This window comes from Aurantimicrobium photophilum (assembly GCF_003194085.1).
In the GTDB taxonomy this organism is placed as follows: Bacteria; Actinomycetota; Actinomycetes; order Actinomycetales; family Microbacteriaceae; genus Aurantimicrobium; species Aurantimicrobium photophilum.
Map to the genome: position 1 here is coordinate 817,635 of NZ_CP023994.1, position 24,780 is coordinate 842,414.

Annotated in this window: 20 protein-coding genes and 1 tRNA gene; 16 read left to right on the forward strand and 5 right to left on the reverse strand. The window is 50.4% G+C overall.

The features are described 5' to 3' along the window. The first annotated feature begins 26 nt into the window (after positions 1 to 26). Positions 27 to 1,472 (forward strand): pyruvate kinase, encoded by a 1,446-nt coding sequence (pyk, locus tag AURMO_RS04085; protein ID WP_110233313.1) that lies wholly within the window; start codon positions 27 to 29, stop codon positions 1,470 to 1,472. 43 nt (positions 1,473 to 1,515) lie between these two features. On the opposite strand, the gene AURMO_RS04090 is transcribed toward pyk, so the two are convergent. Next, positions 1,516 to 1,599 (reverse strand) — tRNA-Leu (locus AURMO_RS04090). A gap of 34 nt (positions 1,600 to 1,633) precedes the next feature. Here AURMO_RS04090 and AURMO_RS04095 point away from each other — a divergent pair. After that, the gene (locus AURMO_RS04095; protein WP_110233315.1) at positions 1,634 to 2,251 is read left to right on the forward strand and encodes an ANTAR domain-containing response regulator; all 618 of its coding nucleotides are present in this window, start codon (positions 1,634 to 1,636) and stop codon (positions 2,249 to 2,251) included. A 1-nt stretch (position 2,252) separates the two neighbouring features. On the opposite strand, the gene AURMO_RS04100 is transcribed toward AURMO_RS04095, so the two are convergent. Beyond that, entirely contained in the window at positions 2,253 to 2,603 is a 351-nt protein-coding gene (locus AURMO_RS04100; protein ID WP_239406878.1) for a PaaI family thioesterase, read from the reverse strand. 129 nt (positions 2,604 to 2,732) lie between these two features. Between AURMO_RS04100 and polA the strand changes: the two genes are divergently transcribed. The 6 genes from polA to uvrC all read left to right on the forward strand — a co-directional run bounded on the left by polA (position 2,733) and on the right by uvrC (position 14,521). Next, positions 2,733 to 5,438, forward strand: a complete 2,706-nt coding sequence (gene polA, locus AURMO_RS04105) for a DNA polymerase I (RefSeq protein WP_110233319.1) — start codon at positions 2,733 to 2,735, stop codon at positions 5,436 to 5,438. A gap of 148 nt (positions 5,439 to 5,586) precedes the next feature. Then, the gene (rpsA, locus tag AURMO_RS04110) at positions 5,587 to 7,047 is read left to right on the forward strand and encodes a 30S ribosomal protein S1 (RefSeq protein WP_110233321.1); all 1,461 of its coding nucleotides are present in this window, start codon (positions 5,587 to 5,589) and stop codon (positions 7,045 to 7,047) included. 63 nt (positions 7,048 to 7,110) lie between these two features. Next, positions 7,111 to 7,704, forward strand: a complete 594-nt coding sequence (gene coaE, locus AURMO_RS04115; RefSeq protein ID WP_110233323.1) for a dephospho-CoA kinase — start codon at positions 7,111 to 7,113, stop codon at positions 7,702 to 7,704. 4 nt (positions 7,705 to 7,708) lie between these two features. After that, positions 7,709 to 9,790 (forward strand): excinuclease ABC subunit UvrB, encoded by a 2,082-nt coding sequence (gene uvrB, locus AURMO_RS04120; RefSeq protein ID WP_110233325.1) that lies wholly within the window; start codon positions 7,709 to 7,711, stop codon positions 9,788 to 9,790. Continuing rightward, positions 9,783 to 12,644: an excinuclease ABC subunit UvrA gene (gene uvrA, locus AURMO_RS04125; protein ID WP_110233327.1), complete on the forward strand. Its 2,862-nt coding sequence runs from the start codon at positions 9,783 to 9,785 to the stop codon at positions 12,642 to 12,644. The genes uvrB and uvrA overlap by 8 nt, the downstream gene beginning before the upstream one ends. A 2-nt stretch (positions 12,645 to 12,646) precedes the next feature. Then, a complete protein-coding gene (gene uvrC / locus AURMO_RS04130; RefSeq protein WP_110233329.1) occupies positions 12,647 to 14,521 on the forward strand; it encodes an excinuclease ABC subunit UvrC in 1,875 nt (624 codons plus the stop codon). On the opposite strand, the gene AURMO_RS04135 is transcribed toward uvrC, so the two are convergent. Beyond that, positions 14,518 to 15,228, reverse strand: coding sequence for a glycerophosphodiester phosphodiesterase family protein (locus AURMO_RS04135; RefSeq protein ID WP_110233331.1), 711 nt, complete (start codon positions 15,226 to 15,228; stop codon positions 14,518 to 14,520). The genes uvrC and AURMO_RS04135 overlap by 4 nt on opposite strands. A 66-nt stretch (positions 15,229 to 15,294) precedes the next feature. Here AURMO_RS04135 and AURMO_RS04140 point away from each other — a divergent pair, with 66 nt between their 5' ends. Both AURMO_RS04140 and AURMO_RS04145 read left to right on the forward strand, forming a co-directional pair. Beyond that, positions 15,295 to 16,059 (forward strand): SDR family oxidoreductase, encoded by a 765-nt coding sequence (locus AURMO_RS04140; protein ID WP_110233333.1) that lies wholly within the window; start codon positions 15,295 to 15,297, stop codon positions 16,057 to 16,059. Between the two features lie 2 nt (positions 16,060 to 16,061). Further along, entirely contained in the window at positions 16,062 to 16,529 is a 468-nt protein-coding gene (locus AURMO_RS04145; protein ID WP_110233335.1) for an NUDIX hydrolase, read from the forward strand. Between the two features lie 39 nt (positions 16,530 to 16,568). Here the strand turns inward: AURMO_RS04145 and AURMO_RS04150 are convergent, their stop codons facing one another. Further along, positions 16,569 to 17,165: an HdeD family acid-resistance protein gene (locus AURMO_RS04150; protein WP_110233337.1), complete on the reverse strand. Its 597-nt coding sequence runs from the start codon at positions 17,163 to 17,165 to the stop codon at positions 16,569 to 16,571. Between the two features lie 104 nt (positions 17,166 to 17,269). On the opposite strand from AURMO_RS04150, the gene AURMO_RS04155 reads away from it, so the two are divergent. The 6 genes from AURMO_RS04155 (at position 17,270) to glpK (ending at position 23,688) form a co-directional block, all read left to right on the forward strand. Beyond that, on the forward strand, positions 17,270 to 18,262 hold the full coding sequence (locus tag AURMO_RS04155) for an NAD(P)/FAD-dependent oxidoreductase (protein WP_338021096.1): 993 nt from the start codon (positions 17,270 to 17,272) through the stop codon (positions 18,260 to 18,262). Positions 18,263 to 18,310: 48 nt separating this feature from the next. Next, the gene (locus AURMO_RS09070; RefSeq protein ID WP_338021097.1) at positions 18,311 to 18,658 is read left to right on the forward strand and encodes a hypothetical protein; all 348 of its coding nucleotides are present in this window, start codon (positions 18,311 to 18,313) and stop codon (positions 18,656 to 18,658) included. A 125-nt stretch (positions 18,659 to 18,783) separates the two neighbouring features. Further along, a complete protein-coding gene (locus AURMO_RS04160; RefSeq protein ID WP_110233339.1) occupies positions 18,784 to 19,704 on the forward strand; it encodes a DMT family transporter in 921 nt (306 codons plus the stop codon). Continuing rightward, entirely contained in the window at positions 19,704 to 20,915 is a 1,212-nt protein-coding gene (locus AURMO_RS04165; protein ID WP_110233340.1) for an MFS transporter, read from the forward strand. Before AURMO_RS04160 ends, AURMO_RS04165 begins: the two co-directional genes overlap by 1 nt. An 18-nt stretch (positions 20,916 to 20,933) precedes the next feature. Next, positions 20,934 to 22,118 carry an MFS transporter gene (locus tag AURMO_RS04170; protein ID WP_110233341.1) on the forward strand — a complete coding sequence of 395 codons (1,185 nt, stop codon included), beginning with the start codon at positions 20,934 to 20,936 and terminating at the stop codon, positions 22,116 to 22,118. Positions 22,119 to 22,155: 37 nt separating this feature from the next. Then, complete coding sequence (gene glpK, locus AURMO_RS04175) at positions 22,156 to 23,688, forward strand: glycerol kinase GlpK (protein WP_110233343.1); 1,533 nt, start codon at positions 22,156 to 22,158, stop codon at positions 23,686 to 23,688. Here glpK and trpD read toward each other — a convergent pair. Next, positions 23,685 to 24,737, reverse strand: coding sequence for an anthranilate phosphoribosyltransferase (gene trpD / locus AURMO_RS04180; protein ID WP_110233345.1), 1,053 nt, complete (start codon positions 24,735 to 24,737; stop codon positions 23,685 to 23,687). The genes glpK and trpD overlap by 4 nt on opposite strands. Positions 24,738 to 24,780 lie beyond the last annotated feature (43 nt).

A 24,780-nucleotide genomic window follows, 5' to 3' on the forward strand; every position in this document is an offset into this window, starting at 1 on the left:
CACCACTGAAACGAAAGAGACATTTCATGAGACGCGCCAAAATCGTTGCGACCCTTGGTCCAGCAACTTCTAGCTATGAAAGCCTGAAGTCAATCATCGAAGCTGGTGTTGACGTGGCTCGTATGAACCTTTCACACGGTTCCTACGATGTTCACGAAGAGGTTTACCGCAACGTTCGCAAGGCTGCTGAAGATCTAGGCAAGCCTGTTGCCGTACTCGTTGACCTACAAGGCCCCAAGATTCGTCTCGGCAAGTTTGAAGGCGGTCCCTACGACCTCGCCGAAGGCGACATCTTCAAGATCACCATTGAAGACATCGTTGGTAACAAGGAGATCAGCTCCACTACATTCAAGGGTCTTCCTCAGGACGTCAAGCCTGGAGATCCTCTCCTGATTGATGACGGTAAGGTCACTCTCCGTGTTCTCGAAACTGACGGAACTGTTGTCACCACCGTTGTTGAGGTTCCTGGACCCGTATCTAACAACAAGGGCATCAACCTTCCTGGTGTTGCTGTGAACGTTCCTGCCCTCTCCGACAAGGACGAAGCAGACCTGCGTTGGGGCCTTCGCTTGGGCGCGGACTTCATTGCATTGAGCTTTGTTCGTGATGCTGCTGACATCAAGCGAGTCCACGAAATCATGGATGAAGAAGGCGTTCGTCTTCCCGTTATTGCCAAGGTTGAAAAGCCACAGGCTGTCGACAACTTGGAAGAAATCGTTGACGCTTTTGATGCCATCATGGTTGCTCGTGGTGACCTTGGTGTTGAGCTTCCTCTCGAGGCAGTTCCTATTGTCCAGAAGCGTGCCGTAGAACTCGCTCGTCGTTGGGCAAAGCCTGTCATTGTGGCAACTCAGGTTCTCGAATCCATGATCTCAAGCCCTCGTCCCACTCGTGCAGAGGCATCTGACTGTGCCAACGCTGTTCTGGATGGAACGGACGCTGTCATGCTCTCGGGTGAAACCAGTGTCGGTGAATTCCCCACGATTACCGTTGCAACTATGGCTCGCATCATCGAGTCCACTGAAGACCACGGTATTGAGCGAATTCCTGAGCTCGGCACCAAGCCTCGTACCCAGGGTGGCGCAATTACCTTGGCTGCTAAGGAAGTTGCCGAGTTCGTTGATGCAAAATACCTCTGTGTGTTCACCGAATCCGGCGACTCTGCTCGCCGTATGGCTCGCTTGCGTTCAGACATCCCCATGATTGTTCTGACCCCACACGAGCACATTCGTCGCCGTATGGCACTGACCTGGGGCGTCAAGTCTTACTTGGTTGATGCAGTAACTCACACTGATCAGATGTTCGGTCAGGTAGATGACCTACTTCTCGGTGAAGGATTGGCAGAAGCCGGCGACAAGGTCGTCGTTATTGCTGGTTCCCCTCCCGGAATCGCAGGTTCTACCAACGACCTTCGTGTTCACAAGGTGGGAGATGCACGCAACGCTGCAGCTCCCGCCTACGAGAACCTCTAGGCTCACACAAAGAAAAGCCCCTCACATGAGGGGCTTTTCTTATTGGTGCCGAATGTGGGACTTGAACCCACACGTCCGAAGACAAAGCATTTTGAGTGCTCCGCGTCTGCCATTCCGCCAATTCGGCTGATATATCTTCAAGAATATCCTAGGCTGGAGGCATGGCCGACCAAGAGATCCAAACACCCACCAAACGTCGTGTTGTTGTTGCAGAAGATGAGTCCCTTATCCGCATGGATATCGTTGAAACTCTTCGCGACAACGGTTTTGATGTTGTGGGGGAGGCTGGCGATGGTGAAGCAGCCGTTGCTTTGGCAAAAGAACTTCGCCCTGATCTCGTAGTGATGGACGTGAAGATGCCCAAGCTTGATGGCATTTCTGCTGCAGATCAGCTCAACAAAGAGCACATCGCACCCGTTGTTCTCTTGACTGCGTTCAGTCAGAAAGAACTCGTCGAGCGCGCCACAGAGGCAGGTGCACTGGCCTATGTTGTGAAGCCTTTCACTCCCAATGACTTACTTCCTGCTGTTGAGATCGCACTTTCTCGTTGGGCGCAGATTGTTGCTTTGGAAAATGAGGTTGCAGACCTCTCTGAGCGTTTCGAGACTCGCAAGATTGTCGACATTGCTAAGGGCATTCTCAACGAAAAGATGGGTCTGACGGAACCAGAAGCTTTCCGTTGGATTCAAAAGGCATCGATGGATCGCCGACTGACCATGAAAGATGTTGCTGTCACGATTGTGGACCAGCTGGGTTCAGACAAAAAGGAAAAGAAGTAACCTACTTCTTTCTGTCCTTGATGAAGTTCGTCAAACGAATGGTTGACAGTCGTCGACCATTCTCATCTGTGCAGACGATTTCGTGAGTGGTGAGGGTGCGTCCTAGGTGAAGAGCCTTACAGGTTGCTGTCACAAAACCTTCTGAAATACTGCCGGTGTGTGTGGCGCTGACTTCGATACCGACAGCAACACGGCCTTCACCAGCAAACATGTTTGCAGCAATAGACCCGAGTCCTTCAGCAATGACGACATACGCACCGCCGTGCAAGATTCCTACTGACTGGGTGTTGCCTTCGACGGGCATTGTGGCAACAGCGTATTCAGGGGAGAGCTCGTGGAGTTGAATGCCCATCTTGTCCCACAGGGGTCCGGCAGAAAATCCGCGGAACTGCTCAAGATCCAGTACAGGTGGGCGAACATATTCAGAAGACATTGAAGATTCCTCGTGAGCTAGGTCTTACGTGCTGTGTAGGCTTGGCACGTGTCGAATAACGCCCAGCCTACCCTTATGGTCATTGATGGGCATTCGCTCGCTTTCCGGGCGTTTTATGCTCTTCCGGTAGACAGTTTCCGAACTGCTGATGGCCAGCACACCAACGCCATTCATGGCTTTATCTCCATGATGTTGAACCTGTTGGCAAAGGAAAAGCCCACTCACTTGGCAGTGGCTTTCGATATCTCTCGCTATTCGTTTCGCACCCGGGAGTACCCCGAGTACAAAGGGACTCGTGGAGAAACTCCGCCTGAGTTCATTGGTCAAGTACCTCTCCTTCAAGATGCACTTCACGCAATGGGTATCACGACCATCACTAAAGAAGATTTTGAGGCGGATGACATTCTCGCCACGCTTGCTGCTCAAGGCTCTGCTCAAGATTTCAAAGTCTTAGTTGTTTCAGGTGACCGGGACACTATCCAACTCATCGATGACAATGTCACGTTGCTGTATCCGTCCAAACAAGGTGTTTCGGAACTCACGCGTTATGACGCAGCCAAAGTGTTTGAACGCTATGGCATTCAACCTCATCAGTACCCAGAGATTGCTGCCTTGGTCGGTGAAACCAGCGACAACTTGCCTGGTATTCCGAAGGTGGGTGAGAAGACCGCTGTTAAGTGGATCAACGAATATGGATCCCTCGAAGAAATCCTTCGTCGAGCCGATGAAATCGGTGGCAAAGTTGGCGAAAGTCTCCGAGAGTTCAAAGAAAACGCAATCAGGAACCGCCGACTCAATCGACTGATTCCAGACGTTGATCTTCCCGTTGGACCTGCAGATTTAGAGCGACTTCCTTTTGATTCTGAGTCAGTTAAAGAAGTCTTCGGTCGTCTCGAGTTCAAATCTTTGTTGACACGAGTGCTTGCACTCAATGGTGAGCAGGATTCGACTTCGACCGCGACAAAACCATCACCATCAGTAGCTCCTGTGGTTGATGAAGTGCGTTCGGAGCCTGTGGCAGCTGCCCAGGCTCCGCGTTCTCAGCAACTTCTCGATGAGGAGCTCGCAGCGTGGCTCCACAGAGCATCTGAGACCTCTCCACAGGGTGTTGCGGTTGAGCTTGAGGTTTATGCCACGGGTATCGCAGTTGTGGGCTTAGCGACAGAAACTGAAACGGTCTCCATTCCGTGGTCACCTGTGCAAGCCGATATGAAGCCTTTGATTGAATGGTTTGCCGGTCCCACTCCCAAGATCTTCCACGGTGCTAAAGAACAGATCAAGGCACTGTTATCGCTAGGTATTCCACTGGAGAACCTCGGTTTTGATACTGAGATAGCCGATTGGGTATTGCGACCCGATTCCTCCAAGCGAGAGCTTGCTGATCTTGTCAAGCTTTACCTCAATGAAGTACTTCCCACCCCCGACCCCAACCAGCTCGTTCCTGATGATTCGGAACTTGATGCCGGTGGACGTGCATGGTTTGTGAACCGTATCGATTCTGCAATCCGTGACCGCATGGAAGCAGCAACTCTTGCCCTCTTCCTTGAGATTGAGATTCCTTCGTTGACCACACTCGCTGCCATGGAAATGCGTGGCGTCACGGTAAATAAAGACAAACTTCAAGCACTCTCTGACGAGCTCGGAATCCGAGCAGAAACAGCAAAGAACGAAGCATTTGCCGTCATTGGACGAGAAGTGAACCTCGCCTCACCCAAGCAGCTTCAAGAAGTGTTGTTTGACCAGCTCGGTATGCCGAAAACCCGTGCAACGAAAACCGGTTACACCACAGATGCAACTGCTTTGGCGGATCTCCAAGCAACGAATCCGCATCCGTTCTTAGGTCTGTTACTTGAACACCGTGATGTGACCAAGCTCAAGCAAATTGTGGAGACGCTGATTTTGGCTATTGGGCCAGACGGCAGAATCCACACCACCTATGGCCAAACAGGAACAAGCACAGGCCGCTTATCTTCTGCGAACCCGAATTTGCAAAACATTCCCATTCGAACTGCGGATGGTCGTCGAATCCGCGAGGCTTTTGAAGTCGGAGAAGGCTTCGACGCTCTGTTTACAGCTGACTATTCACAAATTGAAATGCGCATCATGGCGCACTTCTCAGAGGATGAAGGCCTGATTGAAGCCTTTATCTCCGGTGAAGATCTCCACAAGTTTGTGGGTGCACGTGTCTTTGGTGTGGAACCTGGCGAAGTAACAGGAGAAATGCGCAGTCAAGTCAAAGCAATGAGCTACGGCCTCGCTTATGGTTTGAGTGCTTTTGGTCTTGCGCGTCAGCTTGGCATCGATAATTCGGCAGCTAAGAAGCTTATGGCAGACTATTTCCAGCGTTTTGGGGGAGTGCGCGACTATCTGCGCAACGTCGTTGAACAGGCCCGAGCACAGGGATATACCGAAACACTCTTCGGTCGCAGGAGGCCATTCCCTGATTTGGCAAGCCCCAACCGTGTTTTCCGAGACAACGCAGAACGTGCTGCTCTGAACGCACCAATGCAGGGAACAGCAGCAGACATCATGAAGATCGCCATGATCGGTATTGAGCAGGACCTCGTTGCACTTGGGCTGAAGTCTCAATTGTTGCTTCAAGTACATGACGAATTGGTTCTCGAAGTTATTGAATCCGAACGTGAACAGGTCGAGAAGATTGTGACCGACAGAATGTCTCATGCTGCGAAGCTGAGGGTTCCTCTCGACGTGCAAATTGGTGTCGGAGCTAATTGGAATGAAGCTGCCCACTAGTCCGATATCCGCGAGTTTGCGCGGAAGTCTGCTGTGAAGTAATCTGAGAGATGCACATTTGTGCGTTCTATCCGTCTGCCCGAAAGACAATTCAACAGTTCGCTGTGTCTGAAGGCCTGAAGTAAGTAAATACTGGAGCACGTTTTACATGACGCTTGTAGCAAAGAAGGCAGCCGCTCAGGTTGCAATCAACGACATCGGTTCTGCTGAGGACTTCCTCGCCGCTGTCGAAAAGACCCTCAAGTTTTTCAACGATGGTGACCTCATTGAAGGCACCGTTGTCAAGGTAGATCGCGACGAGGTTCTCCTTGACGTTGGCTACAAGACCGAAGGTGTTATCCCTTCTCGTGAACTTTCCATCAAGCACGACATTGACCCCTCTGAGGTAGTCAAGGTTGGCGACACCGTTGAGGCACTCGTTCTTCAGAAGGAAGATAAAGAAGGTCGCCTCATCCTCTCCAAGAAGCGCGCACAGTACGAGCGTGCATGGGGCGATGTTGAAAAGATCAAGGACGCAGACGGCATCGTTACCGGTTCGGTTATCGAAGTTGTTAAGGGTGGTCTGATCGTAGACATCGGTCTGCGTGGATTCCTTCCTGCATCTCTCATCGAGCTTCGTCGCGTTCGCGACCTCACTCCTTACCTCGGCCAGGACATCGAAGCCAAGATCCTCGAGCTGGACAAGAACCGTAACAACGTTGTTCTTTCTCGCCGTGCACTTCTTGAGCAGACTCAGTCCGAGAGCCGCAGCACCTTCCTGGTTAACCTCCAGAAGGGTCAGATCCGTAAGGGTGTCGTTTCTTCGATCGTCAACTTCGGTGCATTCGTTGACCTCGGTGGCGTAGACGGTCTCGTCCACGTATCTGAGCTCTCCTGGAAGCACATCGAGCACGCTTCTGAGGTTGTTGAAGTTGGCCAGGAAGTTACCGTCGAAATCCTCGAGGTTGACATGGACCGCGAGCGTGTATCGCTCTCGCTCAAGGCAACTCAGGAAGACCCATGGCAGGTATTTGCCCGTACCCACGCAATCGGTCAGGTTGCTCCCGGTAAGGTCACCAAGCTTGTTCCATTCGGTGCATTCGTTCGCGTTGCAGACGGCATCGAAGGTCTCGTCCACATCTCTGAGCTCTCCGGCAAGCACGTTGAACTCGCAGAGCAGGTTGTTTCTGTTGGTGACGACGTATTCGTCAAGGTCATCGACATCGACCTCGAGCGTCGCCGCATCTCTCTCAGCCTCAAGCAGGCTAACGAGGGTGTTGACCCCGAAGGTACCGAGTTTGACCCAGCTCTCTACGGCATGCTCACCGAGTATGACGAGAGCGGCAACTACAAGTACCCAGAGGGCTTCGACCCAGAGACCAACGAATGGCGTGAAGGTTTCGACACCGCACGCGAGAAGTGGGAACTGGACTACGCAGCAGCTCAGGCTCGTTGGGAACAGCACAAGATCCAGGTCAAGGCAGCTAACGAAGCCGAAGCCAACATTCCTGATGCTCCAGCAGCTGCAGCTTCTGAAAGCACCTCATTCTCTAGCGAGGCAGCATCTGCTGGTACCCTCGCAGACGACGAGTCGCTTGCAGCTCTTCGCGAGAAGCTTGCTGGCAACTAGTCTGCAGAGTTATTTGATGGGTGGGTCCTTCGGGGCCCACCCATTAATCGTTAAGCTGGGCATATGAAACTGATTGGTCTCACAGGAGGTATTGGCTCAGGCAAATCTACGATTGCTAGGCGTTTAGCCAATCATGGTGCCGTCATCATTGATGCTGACCAAGTAGCACGTGACGTTGTAGAGCCAGGACAACCGGCACTAGAGGCAATCTTTGACGCTCTTGGTCATGATCTGCGTCAGCCAGATGGTTCTCTCAATCGAAGTGCCTTGGGCTCCATCGTGTTTACAGACAAGAGCAAACTTGAAGTGCTGAACTCGATCGTTCATCCTGCGGTAAAAGCACGCACTCTGTCGTTGTTTGCTCAGGCGCCAGAAGGTTCTGTTGTTGTCTATGACGTTCCCCTGTTGGTCGAAGCGTCAGTGGATTACCCCTTTGAGGAAATTATCGTTGCTAGTGCTCCTGAAAGCGTTCGAATCGAACGGCTGATGGAGCACCGAGGTATGACTGAGGCGGAAGCTGCTTCACGAATTGAGTCTCAGGCACCTGAAGAAGACCGACTCAAAATTGCTAACCATGTCATCGATACGAGCGGTGACATTTCCCATACTTACGCTCAGGTTGACGCTCTCTGGACTCAGCTTAAAAACGTAGACTAGGGGAGTGGACCCACGACGATCTGAGAAGCCTTTCAAGGTCGTTAGCGAGTATTCACCCAGTGGTGATCAACCCACTGCTATTGCTGAATTAGCAGGCCGGATCAACGCAGGTGAGACCGATGTTGTCCTCCTAGGTGCTACAGGTACTGGTAAATCTGCAACAACGGCATGGCTTGTTGAAGCAGTTCAGAGACCAACCCTGATCCTTGCGCACAACAAGACGCTGGCGGCTCAGCTCGCGACCGAATTCCGCGAGCTGCTTCCCAATAATGCTGTTGAGTATTTCGTCTCCTACTACGACTACTACCAGCCTGAAGCGTATGTCCCTCAGACCGATACCTTCATCGAGAAGGACAGCTCCATCAACGCAGAAGTTGAACGTCTCAGGCACTCCACTACGAACTCTCTCCTGACCAGGCGTGATGTTGTAGTTGTTTCCACTGTGTCGTGTATCTATGGTCTGGGTGCTCCGCAAGAGTACTTAGAGGCCATGATTACGCTGTCCGTGGGGGAGAGGATTCCCCGAGAAGCCATTCTTCGTCAATTCGTCTCAATGCAGTATTCACGCAATGACATTGACTTCTCCCGAGGAAACTTCAGAGTTCGCGGAGACACCATAGAAATCATCCCAATGTATGAAGAGCTTGCTGTTCGCATTGAGATGTTCGGTGATGAAATTGAAGCGCTTTATAGCCTCCACCCACTCACAGGTGATGTTGTCGAAAAGCTCGATATGGTTTCCGTCTTCCCAGCTTCGCATTACGTAGCCAGTGAAGAAATTATGAAAAAAGCCATTTTCACGATCCGTGAAGAAATGGAAGAACGTGTTGCGGAATTTGAGAAGCAAGGGAAGCTTCTTGAAGCTCAACGCCTGCGCATGCGCACCACCTTTGACCTGGAGATGATGCAACAGATCGGCTTCTGTTCAGGTATTGAGAATTATTCACGTCACATTGATGTGCGCGAGCCCGGCGAAGCTCCACAGTGTCTCTTGGACTACTTCCCGGATGACTTCCTCTGTGTCATTGACGAATCTCACGTGACGGTTCCACAAATAGGTGCCATGCACGAAGGCGACGCTTCTCGTAAGCGAACACTCGTCGAACACGGTTTCCGTCTTCCATCTGCAATGGATAACAGACCCCTCCGTTTCGATGAATTCAAAGAACGTGTTGGTCAAACCGTCTATCTTTCGGCCACCCCCGGTAAGTACGAAATGGGTATCGCCGACGGCGTTGTTGAACAAATCATTCGTCCTACCGGTCTCGTAGATCCTCAGATTGTGATCAAGCCTTCTAAGGGCCAAATCGATGACTTGCTCGAGCAAATTCGGGTTCGCGCCGCACAGGACGAACGTGTACTCGTCACGACGCTGACGAAGAAAATGGCAGAAGAGCTAACGGACTTCCTGACAGAAGCTGGAGTGCGTGTCAGGTACCTTCACTCTGACGTTGACACCCTGCGACGCGTTGAGCTTCTTACCGAGCTGAGACAGGGCGTGTATGACGTTCTTGTTGGAATCAATCTACTTCGAGAGGGTCTTGACCTCCCTGAAGTCTCGCTTGTGGCCATCTTGGATGCAGACAAAGAGGGCTTCTTACGTTCAGCAACGTCCTTGATCCAGACCATAGGTCGCGCTGCCCGTAACGTCTCGGGTGAAGTCCATATGTACGCAGACGTGGTTACGAAATCAATGGCCCAAGCTATTGATGAAACCACGCGACGTAGAGAAAAACAGATTGCATACAACGTCCAGAACGGCATCGATCCTCAACCCTTACGCAAGAAGATCGCAGACATCACTGCCATGCTCCAACGTGAAGAGGCTGATACGGCTGAACTTCTTGCGGATAAGGGAAACAAGAAGACCAAATCAGGTGCTTCTAGACCGAGTACCTCAACCTTGCTTACCCCTCGCATTGGTGCTGCTGGAGCGACAGAACTTGAAAACATTATCGGTGATCTGAACGAACAAATGCTTGTTGCAGCAGCAGAATTGAAGTTCGAACTTGCCGCACGATTACGTGATGAATTATCTGAACTGAAACGCGAACTCCGCATTATGAAAGAAGCAGGACATGCCTAAGCCACACAACACGCACTCTCATCTGAGTGTCAAGGGTGCTCGCGTTCACAACCTTCAAAACGTTGACCTCGAGATCCCACGTGACTCACTTGTTGTCTTTACCGGTCTGTCTGGTTCTGGAAAGTCATCTCTTGCCTTCGACACCATCTTTGCTGAAGGTCAACGTCGTTACGTTGAGTCTCTTTCTGCGTATGCTCGTCAGTTCTTGGGCCAGGTCGATCGTCCCGATGTCGATTTCATTGAGGGCCTCTCACCTGCAGTGTCGATTGATCAGAAGTCCACGAACCGTAACCCTCGTTCAACAGTGGGAACGATTACCGAGATCTACGACTACATGCGTTTGCTCTGGGCGCGTATTGGTATTCCGCACTGTCCTGAGTGTGGCGAAGTCATTCAATCGCAGACGGTTCAGCAAATTGCTGATCAACTGATGGATCTGCCGGAAGGCACCCGTTACCAGGTCGTAGCTCCCGTTGTTTCGCAGAAAAAGGGAGAATTCGTTGACCTCTTCACCGAACTCACTGCCTCTGGATACTCACGCGTCATTGTTGACGGTGACGTTATTCAACTTGCAGATGCACCTGCTCTCAAAAAGAGCTTCAAGCACGATATTTCAGTTGTTATCGATCGCCTTGTCGCTGGTCCTGAGCTCCTTTCTCGTCTGACTGACTCTCTAGAAACTGCCCTCAAACTCACCAATGGCACCGTAGATATCAACTACGTTGACCAAGAGGGGGAGAGTGCATGGCAGTCCTTTAGTGAGAAGCTCTCGTGTCCCAATGCGCACCCCATTCAATTAGCTGAAATTGAACCGCGCACCTTCTCTTTCAATTCGCCGTTTGGTGCATGTCCTGTGTGTTCTGGTCTCGGCACCAAAATGTCAGTCGATGAAGAATTATTGATGGGGGACCCGTCACTCTCCATCAATGACGGTGTGATCATTCCTTGGGCAACACAGGGTAAGGGCTTATTCCAGTACTACGAGAAGCTACTTCTTGGTCTTGCAGCAGATTTAGATTTCTCTCTCGATACACCGTGGGAAGAGCTCGACGAAGAAGTTCGTGAAGCTGTGATGAACGGAAACAACTTCAATGTTCGTGTGAAGTGGAAGAACCGTTACGGCCGAGAGGTTCAATACAGTTCAGGCTTCGAGGGTGTTGTTCCTTACATTGAACGCCAGTATCTTCAAGCAGACACCGATGTTCAGCGTGCTCGATGGGCTGAATACCTCCGTGAAGTTCCCTGCGTGGAGTGCTCAGGACAGCGTTTGAAGCCCGAAGTTTTGGCCGTCAAGATCAATGGTTTGTCCATTGCTGACTTGGCCGAGTTGCCGCTATCAGATGCCAGAAGCTTTATGGACAATCTCACGCTGACAGACAGAGATGCCATGATTGCAGCCCAGGTCTTGCGTGAGATTCGTGCACGTTTGAACTTCCTGATTGAGGTTGGCTTAACCTATCTCAATCTTTCCCGAGCAGCAGGATCCCTGTCTGGTGGTGAAGCACAACGTATTCGACTCGCAACCCAGATTGGTTCGGGATTGACAGGCGTTCTCTACGTCCTCGATGAACCCTCTATTGGCCTTCACCAGCGAGACAACCGCCGCCTCATAGATACCCTCATCAAACTCCGAGATCTAGGTAACACCTTGATCGTGGTGGAACACGATGAGGACACCATTCACACGGCCGACTGGATTGTGGACATTGGACCAGGTGCTGGCGTGAACGGTGGCCAGGTCGTCCACTCTGGTGATTATGAGTCTCTGCTCAAGAACACTGCATCAATTACCTCCGATTATGTCTCTGGTCGCACCAAGATCGAGATTCCCAAGAAGCGACGACCAATTGACAAGAACAGAGAAATTACTGTGGTTGGCGCAGAGGCCAATAACCTCAAGAAGGTCACTGCGACCTTCCCTCTGGGAACTCTCACCGCGGTAACAGGTGTTTCTGGATCAGGTAAGTCCTCTTTGGTCAACGACATTCTCTACAAGGTTCTTGCTAACAAGCTCAATGGTGCTCGAACTGTTGCAGGCAAGCACGTGCGAGTTACGGGTCTTGAACACCTGGACAAGGTCATTCACGTCGACCAGAACCCCATTGGTCGTACTCCTCGATCCAATCCGGCAACCTACACAGGTGTCTTTGACAAGATTCGTACTCTGTTCTCAGAAACCACTGAGTCGAAAACTCGTGGTTATCAGCAGGGACGATTTAGCTTCAATGTCAAGGGTGGGCGTTGTGAAGCATGTTCTGGTGACGGAACGCTCAAGATTGAGATGAACTTCCTCCCTGACGTGTATGTGGATTGTGAAGTGTGTCACGGAAAGCGCTACAACCGAGAGACCCTGCAAGTTCGTTACAAAGGCAAGAACATTTCAGAAGTTCTAGATATGCCTATTGCTGAAGCTGCTGAATTTTTTGAACCCATTAGTTCAATTCACCGATTCCTCAAGACCCTCGTGGACGTTGGTCTCGGCTACGTTCGCCTTGGTCAAAGTGCCACCACTCTCTCTGGCGGTGAGGCACAACGCGTCAAGCTTGCGACCGAACTGCAGAAACGAAGCAACGGTAGAAGCATCTATGTACTTGATGAGCCCACCACGGGTCTTCACTTCGAAGATGTCCGCAAGCTCCTGCTAGTGCTGAATTCACTCGTGGATAAAGGCAACACAGTGATTGTGATTGAGCACAATCTTGATGTGATCAAGAGTGCAGACTGGCTGATTGACTTAGGCCCTGAGGGTGGTGCTGGCGGTGGCGAAATCATTGCTGTGGGTACTCCAGAACAGGTGGCAAAGAGCACACAGAGCCACACAGCAACTTTCTTACGTGAGATCATCGCGACGTAGTTATGGCAGAGACTGTCCCTTATCGTCCCAAAACGGGAGATATTCCGACGAATCCCGGTGTCTATAGATTCCGTGATGAGTCAGGGCGCATTCTCTATGTCGGCAAAGCAAAGAACCTTCGTGCACGACTGACGAGTTATTTTGCTCCACTGAACACACTTCATGAGCGCACGAGGCGAATGGTGACCTCTGCTGCCAGCGTTGAGTGGATCATCGTGGGGACTGAGTTCGAAGCTCTCCAGCTCGAATTCACATGGATCAAAGAATTCGATCCGCCTTTCAATATCCAATTCAGGGACGATAAGAGCTATCCCTATCTCGCCATCACGCTGGGGGAGAAGATCCCTCGTGTCATGGTGACCCGCACGCGCAAGATTGAGAACGCTCGATACTTTGGCCCGTATACAAAAACCTGGGCTATCAGAGAGACGCTAGATCTGATTCTCCCTGTATTTCCTGTACGGACGTGTTCAGAAGGTGTTTACAACAAGGCAGAACGGGCTAAACGTCCATGCTTGTTAGGTGACATCGGGCGATGTGCTGCACCATGTGCAGGTCGCGTTACTCCTGAAGAACATCGTTCCATTGCACTTGATCTCGCAACGTTCATGACAGGCAAGAATGATGGTCACATCAAGAGCTTGAAAGAGAAGATGGCTCAGGCTTCTGCCGAGCAGGATTACGAAACCGCCGCCAAATATCGAGACAACATACAAGCCCTCGAAACAGTGGCTTCGAAGAGTGCCGTTGTACTTCGAGATGAAGTAGATACTGACATATTTGGCATTGCCAGTGATGAGCTCTCAGCCGCTGTTCAAATGTTCATCGTGCGCGAAGGTCGTATTCGAGGCGTTCATTCCTGGAACGTAGATACAGAACTTGACGTGTCAGTCAGTGAGCTTGTCGATAATATGCTTCGAACAGCATATGACTCCGAGGAGATTCCTCCCAAAGAAATTATTGTCCCTGAGATTCCAGAAGACTCCGTGGCCCTTTCTTCTTGGCTCACTGAGATTCGTCGCGAACGACTATCTGATGACCGCGCAGCAACAGTAAAACTTAAGGTTGCTCAGCGCGGAGATCTCGCAGCGTTGGCAAGTACGGTCAAACACAATGCGCAACAAGCCCTTGTTCTTTACAAGACCAAACGTCGTTCAGATTACGTCACGAGGACAAAAGCACTGAGTGATATTCAAGAAGCTCTTGGGCTTCCCGAATCACCGTTGCGCATTGAATGTTTCGATGTGTCACACCTTGGCGGAACAAAGATTGTCGCTTCCATGGTTGTGTTCGAAGACGGACTTGCCAAGAAGAGTGACTATCGAAAATTCAGCATCGCTCAAGCACGTGATGATACAGACGCGATGAATCAGGTCCTTGCACGTCGTGCTGCTTATCTCACGGGGCTAGAAGAAGATTCTGAGAAGAAAGCCTCGAGTTTCTCATACCCGCCAGGGCTATTCGTCGTGGATGGTGCGCTTCCGCAAGTCAACGCCGCAGCGCAGGCACTGAAAGATGCTGGTTTGAGCCATATTCCAGTTGTAGGTTTGGCAAAAAGACTGGAAGAACTCTGGATGCCGGGAGAGAAGTTTCCCGTCATTCTTCCGCGAAATTCTGAAGCGCTCTTTTTGTTCCAACAACTCCGTGATGAGGCTCACCGTTTCGCCATTACCTTCCAACGCGCCTCTCGGAAACGAGACATCAATACTGTTCTTTCAGAAGTACCAGGAATGGGGCCTGCAAAGGTCAAGGCAGTTCTGGCGCAGTTCGGGTCTGTTGCTCAATTACGCAAAGCAACCGTTGAGGAAATTGCTCAAACCCCTCAGATCAGTCCAGCTATTGCTCAAGCAATTAAGGACACACTTTCTCAACGCTAGTTTTTGAGAAGCGTTACAGCGATATCTGTCCGATCAGTAACAATCCCGTTTACGCCAGCCTCAAGTAGTTTCTTCATCTGTTCCGGATCATTGATTGTCCAGACATGAACCATCACTCCTGCTTTGTGGTACATCTTTACCAGCCGGGGACTCACGATGTTGAGGCTTAACGCAGAAGCCGGTATCTGAACCGCATCGAAATTCCGCAGTAATCGATTCACAAGCCATTGTTGCCCACACAGAGCTGCAAAGAATGCTGGCGTGAATTCACTGACAGAGGGAGAAGATGCAGTGCCGGGAGCTTTCTGCATCGTCGTTTTTCTGCGTTTGGCATCAAAAGAGGTCAACAGAATTCGATGATGTGCTTTCAACTCATTGATCGCTTGTGCCACTGGAACTGAAGCTTCTGAGTTTTTGATGTCGATGTTGAATTTAACCTGAGGGAAGTGTTCAAGCGCGGACCTCAGAGTTGGGATGTGTTCTGGTAAATCAGTAAATAACAGTGTTGAAATGGGCACGCCGTTAATATCGTCGTCGTGGAATAGCACCGCAATTCCATCTTTGGTTCCGTGGGCATCAGTTTCAATGTAATCGGCGCCAGCAGCCAAAGCACTAGAGAAGGCCTCAAGGGTGTTGGGAGTGCAATCGAGGGCTAAACCTTGGTGGGCCAGAATATGTGGCCCTGTGTTCTCAAAATAGCTATGCACGGCTAGAGGCTAACATCCTCTGGGGTTGGTAGTCTGCTTGAGGAAACTTTCACTAAGGAGACTCTCGTGTCGAACCCACTAGCTGCCGGATCACTTGCCGGAAAACGAGCACTTGTTACCGGATCTTCTCGCGGCATTGGTGCAGACACAGTTAACTATTTTGCAGAGGCTGGTGCGAAAGTTGTCGTCAACTATCGCAACAAAGAAGCACGAGCACTCAAGATCGTTGATGCCATTAAGGCAAACGGGGGAGAAGCCATTGCAGTTGGTGCAGACCTGACGGATCCCGCTTCGGTTGCGTCAATGTTTGCTGCAGCTAAGGAAGCATTTGGTGGACTCGACATTCTCGTGATGAATGCCTCGGGCGGTATGGAAGCAGGCATGGGAGATGACTATGCCATGAAGCTCAACCGCGACTCTCAGGTCAACCTTCTCAAAGCTGCACTTGAGGTTCTCGTTGATGGAGCTCGTGTTGTTTTCGTCACAAGCCACCAAGCTCACTTCATTCGCACCACTCCAACTATGGATGAATACCTACCCGTTGCGCTGTCTAAGCGTGCAGGTGAGGATGCACTTCGTGACATGATTCCTGAGCTCGAAGCTCGAGGAATCGGTTTCACTGTGGTTTCTGGCGACATGATCGAAGGAACCATTACGGCTACTCTTCTCGAACGCGCTAACCCTGGCGCAATCAATGCTCGTAAAGAATCTGCTGGAAAGCTCTATAACGTCAGTGAGTTTGCGGCTGAGGTTGCGCTTGCAGCTGTCGAGCCGGTTCCTGCGGATAACACTCGCCTTGTTGGAGACGTGAGCTCCTTCGTAGCGGAGTAATCATGGCGCGCCCAGCGCACAGAAGAGTCTCTCGAGTCGTTCTTCTCGACGAAAATGATCGGTTCCTTCTGTTACTGACAGCTTCGCCACGACTGCAGATTCCTGTCGTGAGATGGCTTACACCTGGTGGGGGAGTAGAGGACCACGAATCTCACGCCGAAGGTGCCATTCGCGAACTCTTCGAAGAAACAGGCCTTCGTGTTGACTCAGTTGGAGAACCAATTTGGAGTATCGAAGGTCAATCGATTTTCAATGATGGTCATGTTCAATCCACCTACAGTGAATACTTCGTTGTCCGTACGACCAGTTTTGAACTCACAAATGAAAACTGGATGGACAATGAATTCGTCGACATCACAGATGTCCGTTGGTGGACAGTAGAAGAACTTCAGAGCTCGGGAGAGAAATACTCACCTGAACCTCTTCTGGAGGTTATTCAGCTCGCAATTGAGCGCTCACGGACAAACTAAAAGGGGCCTGGATTACCAGACCCCTTTACTAGTTTGTTCTTAGATGGCGTTCTTTACTGCTTTGCCAATCATGATGGCGCCAATGATTTGTGCCACGGCAATAATCAGTAAGAAAATTCCAGCGATCATCGTGAGTACTGCAACGCCCTCAAGCGGGAGAAGTACAACGACAATACCCGCGATTACGGAGATGATGCCAGCAACAATGGAGAATGCCTTAGACGGCGACTTGGACGATTCAACAATGCTGACAATTCCGTCGATAATCCATGAAATACCAATCAGAATTCCGATTACAGCGAGGATTTCAGCTGGGTGAATAACAGCTAGGACACCCACAACCAGAAGCAGTATTCCAATGATGATGTTCAGTGCGCGGCCGGCTGCGCCAAATGCGCCAGATAGGAAACCGGTACCAAGTCGGATTGCGCCACGGACAATGAAGTAAATACCAAAGAGAACAGCGACAACTTCGAGAACCTGACCAGTAGCCGTCAGGATAAGAACTCCGAATAGTGCCGAAAGAAGTGCACCAATGATGAGGCCGGTACGAATAACCTTCACGGTTTGTTTTGCGGTCTCGTGACCATCGCCGTAGAAAGCAAAGCCCTGGACATCAGGGGAATTGTTGGACATAGTTACTCCTTAGTTGTGCGCATAACGCCCTCTCAGGATAATTCCCCTCATTCACAATCTTGCTATTGCTTGCGCCATTCCTCGGAAATTGACAGGCTGGGGCTGTGCCAGGTCAATCTCTCATCAACGGAAACGTTTCCTTTTGGTACGACGAAATAGGCTTTCCCGTTCCGAATGAACCTTTACGCGAATCTATAGATGTAGATGTGTGCATCGTCGGTGCTGGATACACCGGGATGTGGACGGCGTACTACCTCAAACAAGCCGCACCAGAACTTAACGTTGTCCTCCTGGAAAAAGAGTTTGCAGGATTTGGTGCCTCTGGTCGTAATGGGGGCTGGTTGACCAACTCTGTGACGGGTGGTCGGGATCAATATGTTGCCACTCATGGCAAGGTAGCTGCCTTAGCTTTTCAATTAGAAATGAATAACACTGTTGATGAGGTCATCAGAGTGTGCCTGGCCGAAGGCATTGATGCAGACATCGTCAAAGGAGGCGAACTTAATGTTGCCTACAATCCAGCCCAGCACTCTCGCTTACTTGAATGGGCAGAAGATGAACACTCATGGGGCTTCGACGATGTCCAGGTATTCGATCGCACAGCCACGCTCAATAGAGTTTTCACACCAGGAGCTGTGTCCTCAATTTGGCACCCCCATTGTGCTCGTATTCAACCAGCAAAACTTGCTCAGGGGCTTCGACGCATTATTCAGGAGCGTGGGGTCACGATTTATGAGAAAACGACTGTCTCAGAGATTCGTCCCCATCAAGCAATTACAGAGCATGGAACTGTTACGGCCAAACACGTTATACGAGCTACAGAAGGCTTCACAGCTAACCTGAAAGGAGTTCACCGGCAAATATTGCCCATGAATTCTTCGATTATCGTGACCCAGCAACTGCCAGAAAGTTTCTGGGAAGAAATCGGCTGGAATGGCTATGAAACTCTCGGCGACATGGCGCACGTGTATTTTTATGCTCAACGCACCTCTGACAACCGCATAGCTATGGGCGGTAGGGGAGTTCCTTATCGTTACGGCTCAAAAACCGATATGAACGGCTCTGCTCAAGGGGTAACAATCAATACCTTGATGTAACTCACTCATAAACACTTCCCGCAGACAAAGAGGTTTGGTTTTGATCACGTGTGGTCTGGTGTGCTTGGCGTTCCACGAGATTGGTCGGCAACAGTGAATTATGTCAGTTCAACCGGAGAGGGTTCTGCCGGTGGTTATGTGGGGACAGGAGTTACTTCAACAAACCTTGCTGGAAGGACACTGACCGTTTTAATCCTGGGACGCAGGACAGAACTCTCTGAATTGCCCTGGGTAAACCACAAGGTACGAAATTGGGAATTTGAACCTTTGCGCTGGATTGCAACTCACGGCTTGTACGCAGCCTACGGTTTCGCAGACAAAGCAGAGCAGAGATCAACTTCTTCAAAGACGTCTGCAGTAGCAAGCATGGCTAACTTCATTACTGGTCGTCATTAGTAATAGTTATCCGATAATACACATTATGTCAGTTAATATTTTCTACCTCGGCATTACACACTTCCCCGCGTAACAGGTCCCCGCTGAACTTTGACTAACGCAAATTTGATTCGTAGAGTTCAGCAATGAGTGAATCTCCGAAAAGTCTCATCACAGCACGTTATGCCGGGGTGCTGTGGGGATTACTCGGAATTCTCGCATTTTCATTCACACTCCCCTTCACCAGGATTGCTGTCGAAACAATCAACCCCTTCTTCATGACCACTGGCCGTGCAGCGCTTGCGGCTCTTTTTGCTCTGGTCGTTTTTTCAGTTGTGAGACCTCAGCGTCCAAACAAGAATCAAGTCATACGGCTGATCATTGTTGCAGCTGGTGTCGTTATCGGATTCCCGCTCTTCACATCTCTCGCGTTGCAGAGCGTTCCCTCAGCACACGGCACTGTTGTTATCGCCTTGCTGCCTGCAGTAACTGCACTGTTTGTGGTCATCCGCACCGGAGAACGTCCAAGTTTTCTTTTCTGGGGCGCATCAATAGCTGGAGCAATCGCAGTAATCGCATTCTTAGCCTTGAGTAATGGGTTCTCAGGCTTTAGTTTGCCTGACATATTCCTCGTTCTAGCCGTCATTTCAGCAGCTATTGGATATACCGAAGGTGGACTGCTTTCACGTGAACTAGGTTCGTGGCAAACAATCTGCTGGGCTTTGATTATTTCTTTGCCCGTCATGGCTCCCCTGACAGCGGTCAATTTCGTTATTGCCCCTCTCTCGCACGACCCGATTGCTTGGTTGTGCTTTCTGTACACCGCACTTTTCAGCATGTTCCTCGGCTTCTTTGCCTGGTATCGCGGATTAGCAATTGGTCCAATGACGTCTGTGAGCCAAGTTCAGCTGAGTCAGCCAGTTTTTACATTAATCTGGTCAACACTCATCCTGGGTGAAGTACTCACACCAGAAATACTCATTGGTGGAGCCGTCATCATTGCTCTTGCATTCATCGCCGTGAGGGCGCGTGTGAAGACGATTTCACCCCCTAGTGTTAGAAAGTGATGTCCTCGAAAACTCTTTCTCCACGAAGCTGGTACTGGTTGGCTTTTGCTTCATTTGGAGTGCAAGGACTTTACTTCTCAACTTGGGTAAGCAGAACCCCAGAAATTCAGAAACTTCTCGGTCTTGATACGGCACAGATGGGTTTGTTCACACTTGCCATGGCATTGGGTTCACTCAGCGGTCTACTTATAGGTGGCCCCATCATCGCCCGCCTCGGGACAAGAATCGTCCTCATTTTCGCTTATTGCGGAGGTGCTGTTTTTCTTTCTCTGCTTGGCGTAATGGCACAGATGCACAATCATCAATTAGCCACGTTGTCGATTATTCTCGTAGGTTTCTCGGGTGGTGCAGGTGGACTAGCAATCAACATTGAAGGTGCAAATGTTGACCGAAGTTCACCCAAAAGTCTTTTACCCTCTCTCCATGGTGCATTTAGTCTTGGTTCTCTCCTTGGTGGCGCCATAGGAACGGTGGCCATTGTCAACGGTGTTTCTGTAGAAGCAAACCTCATCGGCATGTCAGCTCTGGTGTTTATTGTGACGTTACTCGTCACAACTCGACTCCCCCGCACCTCAGGTATGCACGTCCACTCCGATATGAATACCGACCAGATTGCCACTGTGGCCACAGCGCGAGATCGCCGTCGTGTGTGGCTTGAGCCACAAACGCTAATGGTTGCCTTTATCGTCATTGGCTTTAATCTTGCTGAAGGAACTGCAAGTACTTGGCTCCCCATCGCTCTAGTTGACGCTGGTCTTTCAAGCGCAATAGCCACTGCTTCCTATACTGTCTTTGCCGGCGCCATGGCTGTTGGTCGCCTCTCAGGCGGTCCCATAGTTGACTATCTTGGTCGAGCAAAAGCATTGATTATGTTTGCGGCATTGACCGCTTTAGGTATCTTGATCGTCATTCTTACTGGCTGGATTGCTATTCCGCTCGTTGGAGCTGCACTGTGGGGTCTTGGCAACTCTATTGGTTTCCCATTATGTGTTTCTGCTGTTTCAGAGGATCCACGTCTTGCTGGCTCTCGTGTGGGTGTCCTCGTTGTTTCAAGTAACACCTCCGGTATTGCCGGTCCACCGCTTCTGGGATTCATTGGTCAGGTTGCTGGCCTTTTCTCTGCATTCTTAGTCCCTTTCTTCCTTTTACTTGCTGGAATGGCATTCAACCGGGCGACACGAGCCCACATTCCCGTCGACGCGCGTCGATGAATGTGATTCAATAACTACATGTCAACTTCACTTGGCGAAACAAAGTCGTTTCGCTCTCAAGCAGTCATCCTGTTCGCATACTTCTTCGTTTTTGGCGTAGGAGGAGCTTCGTGGCTCGTTCGACTACCTGATGTACGCAGTTACATCAACGTTTCAACCGCAGTCCTAGGTTGGGTGCTATTCGCAGGATCTGTCGGTGCACTTACATCTCTACTTATATCGGGACGATTCGTTGCTCGATTTGGTGCAAGAAATGCTGTTGTTGTGGGTTTCACCGTTTTGGGTATCGGTCAGATTATTCAAGCCTTGTCGCTTGTGGGTGAGTCCCCAATTGGCGTTGCACTAGGTGGCCTCGTTTCTGGTCTCGGTTATGGAATTGGAGATGTAGGTATCAACGTGGAGGGCGCAGAGCTTGAAAAACTGCGCGGAAAGAGCCTTCTCCCCCAGCTTCATGGCGCTTATAGCCTGGGTGCATTAGCAGGAGCGGGCATTGGGACTCTGGCAATTGTTACCAACTTTTCGCTAGTGATACAAATGATCACAATTGCCTGCCTCACTACTTCAATTGCATGGTTCACTTACCGTCAACTTCCGGACTCAACGGGAAAAACGCATGTAGTTGATGGTGGAGTCAGATCCAAGAGAGAACCTGTTGTTCTATCTAAGAGAATCTTGTTCCTCGGGCTCGGAATCATGGGACTTTCTCTTGCAGAGGGTGGTTCGAATGACTGGCTTGCTCTCTCAGTAGTTGACGATTACAAACTCGACACCACAACTGCAGGTATTACCTTCGCCATCATGACGTTAGCTATGGTGATTACCCGATTTTCTGGAGGTCGTCTCGTCGATCGTTTTGGACGAGTTTTCGCATTGAGAACACTGGGTATTGCGGGTGTGGTGGGCATCTTGATTGTCATCCTCTCTCCCACTATTTACTTCGCTTGGGTCGGTGCAGCTTTGTGGGGTGCGGGAGTAGCGCTTGGATTCCCACTGTTCATTTCGGCAGCAGCTGACGGGGAAAACACTTCTCAACGAGTCGCCACCGTCACAACCTTTGGATATGCCGCATTCTTGGTCGGTCCTCCTCTGCTGGGATTCCTCGGACAAGCTTGGGGTCTGCTCAATATGTTCTATCTCTTAGCCTTCTTTGTCGCGTGTGCTGTGTATTTTGCTGGTGAAGCAAAACCATTGACTTCGAAATAACAGAACATTTCACCGTTTGCGCTGGTAGGTTTCTGCCATGTCTACGCCACAGTATGTTCTTGCAATTGACAACGGAACCACGAGCATTCGTGCAATTATCTTTGACCATGCAGGAGCAAAGATTGGAACTGGGCAACTCGAAACAACACAGATTTTTCCTCAAAGTGGCTGGGTAGAACACGATCCCGTCGAAATCTGGAATAACACCCGCAAGGTCATTGAATTAGCTCTAGAACAGGCCTCACTCACCGCTTCCGACATAGCCGCGATTGGAATCACAAATCAGCGTGAAACCACAGTCATATGGGATAAGACAAACGGTGTTCCCGTATATAACGCCATTGTGTGGCAAGACACCCGCACTCAATCAATTATTGATCAGATTGCCGAGAAGAACCTTTCAGAACCAGATCTCAATCGCTTCAAGTCGAAGACTGGTCTCCCCCTAGCCACCTATTTCGCTGCATCAAAAATCGTATGGATTTTGGAACATGTTGAGGACGTTCGACAACGTGCAGAGTCCGGTTCTCTTGCCTTCGGGACAATAGATTCCTGGCTTGTGTGGAATCTCACGGGTGGAAGTTCTGGCGGTGTTCATGTCACAGACGTGACTAATGCTTCTCGTACCCTCTTGATGGATCTCGAGGCACTTCAATGGGATCCAGAACTTCTTTCGGCTTTCAATATTCCGCCTACCCTGCTCCCCGCAATTGTTTCTTCTTCAGAAATTTATGGAACTGCTGTGGAACTACTTCACGGTGTACCCGTTGCCGGCATATTGGGCGATCAACAGGCTGCAACCTTCGGTCAGGCAGCCTTCTCTCAGGGTGAAGCCAAAAACACCTATGGCACGGGAAACTTTCTCATTTTCAATACCGGAGAAGAAATAGTTCATTCTCAGAACGGTCTTCTCACGACAGTCGCCTACAAACTCGGCAATCAGCCAGCGCACTACGCGCTGGAGGGTTCGATAGCTGTTACTGGATCACTCATTCAATGGCTTCGAGACAACCTTGGAATTATCTCTTCGGCAAGTGAAGTAGAAACACTTGCACTCTCTGTTCCCGATAATGGCGGTGCCTATTTTGTCCCCGCATTTAGTGGACTATTTGCTCCGCGTTGGCGACCAGATGCACGTGGTGCCATCGTTGGCCTAACCCGTTATGTGAATAAAGCGCATATCGCTCGTGCAGCCTTAGAGGCAGTAGCCTTTCAAACTCGTGAAGTTCTGGATGCTACGAATGCGGATACAGGGGTACCACTCACGGAAGTTCGTGTGGACGGCGGAATGATTTCCAACGAACTCCTTATGCAATTCCAAGCAGACTTGCTTGGTGTTCCCGTAATCCGTCCTGTTGTTGCTGAAACGACAGCACTTGGCGCCGCCTATGCAGCTGGTCTCGCTGTCGGTTTTTGGAGCGGTACCGACGAATTGCGTGCGCTGTGGCAAGAACACAAGCGATGGACGCCTCAAATCGATGAAGAAGAACGCCAAAAATTACTCCGAGTATGGAACAAGGCAGTCGAGAAAAGTCTCAACTGGATAGATGAAGACTCAGTTCAGCTCTAAATCTGAGTTGCAGTAATCCATTTCTCGAGCTGTTGAGAAGCCTTACCGGAATCTATGGCTTCGGCTGCAACAATCAACTTCTCTGAAAGACGTTCCGTAATTGGGCGAAGAACCTGTGAAGAGTCCTGAGCAAGGTCATAAGAAACGAGACCTGCAGCAGCATTGAGGAGGACGATATCTCTCACAGCTCCCTTGTGACCATCAAGTGTCTGTCGAAGAACCTCGGCGTTGTATCTTGGTTCTCCCCCGCGGAAATCATCCAAACTTGCGCGTGGAATTCCTAAATCTGATGGGTCGAGATCGTGCTCAACGATTTGACCACGTGATACTTCCCAAATATGGCTGTGTCCAGTGGTAGTCAGCTCGTCAAGACCATCATCACCCCTGAAAACTAAGGCTGTTGCATCACGTGTACGGAAAACACCAGTAATCAAGGGAACACGGTCTAACTGAGCTACTCCCACTGCTGAGGCTTCTGGGCGGGCAGGGTTACAGAGCGGTCCAAGCACATTAAAAATGGTGGGAACGCCTAATTCACGTCGGGTTTCAGCCGCATGGCGGAAACCCGGGTGAAATGCAGCTGCATATGCAAAAGTGATGCCTGTTTCGTTGAGCACATCAGCAACCTGAGTATTGGTCAGATTGAGGTTAATTCCCAGCTCAGAAAGTACATCTGAAGATCCTGAAGCACTGCTGGCTGCTCTGTTTCCGTGTTTGACCACAGGAACTCCAGCAGCAGCAGCGACGATAGCGGCAGTGCTGGAAATGTTGACCGTGTTGTGACGGTCTCCACCGGTGCCAACAATGTCCAGGGCCATAGCAGGCACGGGTAAATCAAGGGCATTGGCTAGAACAGCATCTCGGAAACCAACGACCTCATGTACAGCCTCCCCCTTAGCGCGCAAAGCAATAAGGAAGCCGGCAATTTGAGCATTAGTCGCGTTTCCCGTCACGATCTGATTCATTGCCCATTCAGCTTCCGAAATGGATAAGTCAGTTCCGCTCAGGAGTGCACTGAGCAAATTTGCCCAGGAGATGTTTTCTGCCATAGCTAACAGGGTACTTGCACAGCGTGGCGAGAGTCGATTGCAC

Bases quoted from the DNA above. Each gene is read 5' to 3' on its own strand.
- pyk (WP_110233313.1), top strand. From the start codon at position 27: ATGAGACGCGCCAAAATCGTTGCGACCCTTGGTCCAGCAACTTCTAGC.
- AURMO_RS04095 (WP_110233315.1), top strand. From the start codon at position 1,634: ATGGCCGACCAAGAGATCCAAACACCCACCAAACGTCGTGTTGTTGTT.
- AURMO_RS04100 (WP_239406878.1), bottom strand. From the start codon at position 2,603: ATGGGCATTCAACTCCACGAGCTCTCCCCTGAATACGCTGTTGCCACA.
- rpsA (WP_110233321.1), top strand. From the start codon at position 5,587: ATGACGCTTGTAGCAAAGAAGGCAGCCGCTCAGGTTGCAATCAACGAC.
- coaE (WP_110233323.1), top strand. From the start codon at position 7,111: ATGAAACTGATTGGTCTCACAGGAGGTATTGGCTCAGGCAAATCTACG.
- uvrA (WP_110233327.1), top strand. From the start codon at position 9,783: ATGCCTAAGCCACACAACACGCACTCTCATCTGAGTGTCAAGGGTGCT.
- uvrC (WP_110233329.1), top strand. From the start codon at position 12,647: ATGGCAGAGACTGTCCCTTATCGTCCCAAAACGGGAGATATTCCGACG.
- AURMO_RS04145 (WP_110233335.1), top strand. From the start codon at position 16,062: ATGGCGCGCCCAGCGCACAGAAGAGTCTCTCGAGTCGTTCTTCTCGAC.
- AURMO_RS04150 (WP_110233337.1), bottom strand. From the start codon at position 17,165: ATGTCCAACAATTCCCCTGATGTCCAGGGCTTTGCTTTCTACGGCGAT.
- AURMO_RS04160 (WP_110233339.1), top strand. From the start codon at position 18,784: ATGAGTGAATCTCCGAAAAGTCTCATCACAGCACGTTATGCCGGGGTG.
- AURMO_RS04165 (WP_110233340.1), top strand. From the start codon at position 19,704: ATGTCCTCGAAAACTCTTTCTCCACGAAGCTGGTACTGGTTGGCTTTT.
- AURMO_RS04170 (WP_110233341.1), top strand. From the start codon at position 20,934: ATGTCAACTTCACTTGGCGAAACAAAGTCGTTTCGCTCTCAAGCAGTC.
- glpK (WP_110233343.1), top strand. From the start codon at position 22,156: ATGTCTACGCCACAGTATGTTCTTGCAATTGACAACGGAACCACGAGC.
- trpD (WP_110233345.1), bottom strand. From the start codon at position 24,737: ATGGCAGAAAACATCTCCTGGGCAAATTTGCTCAGTGCACTCCTGAGC.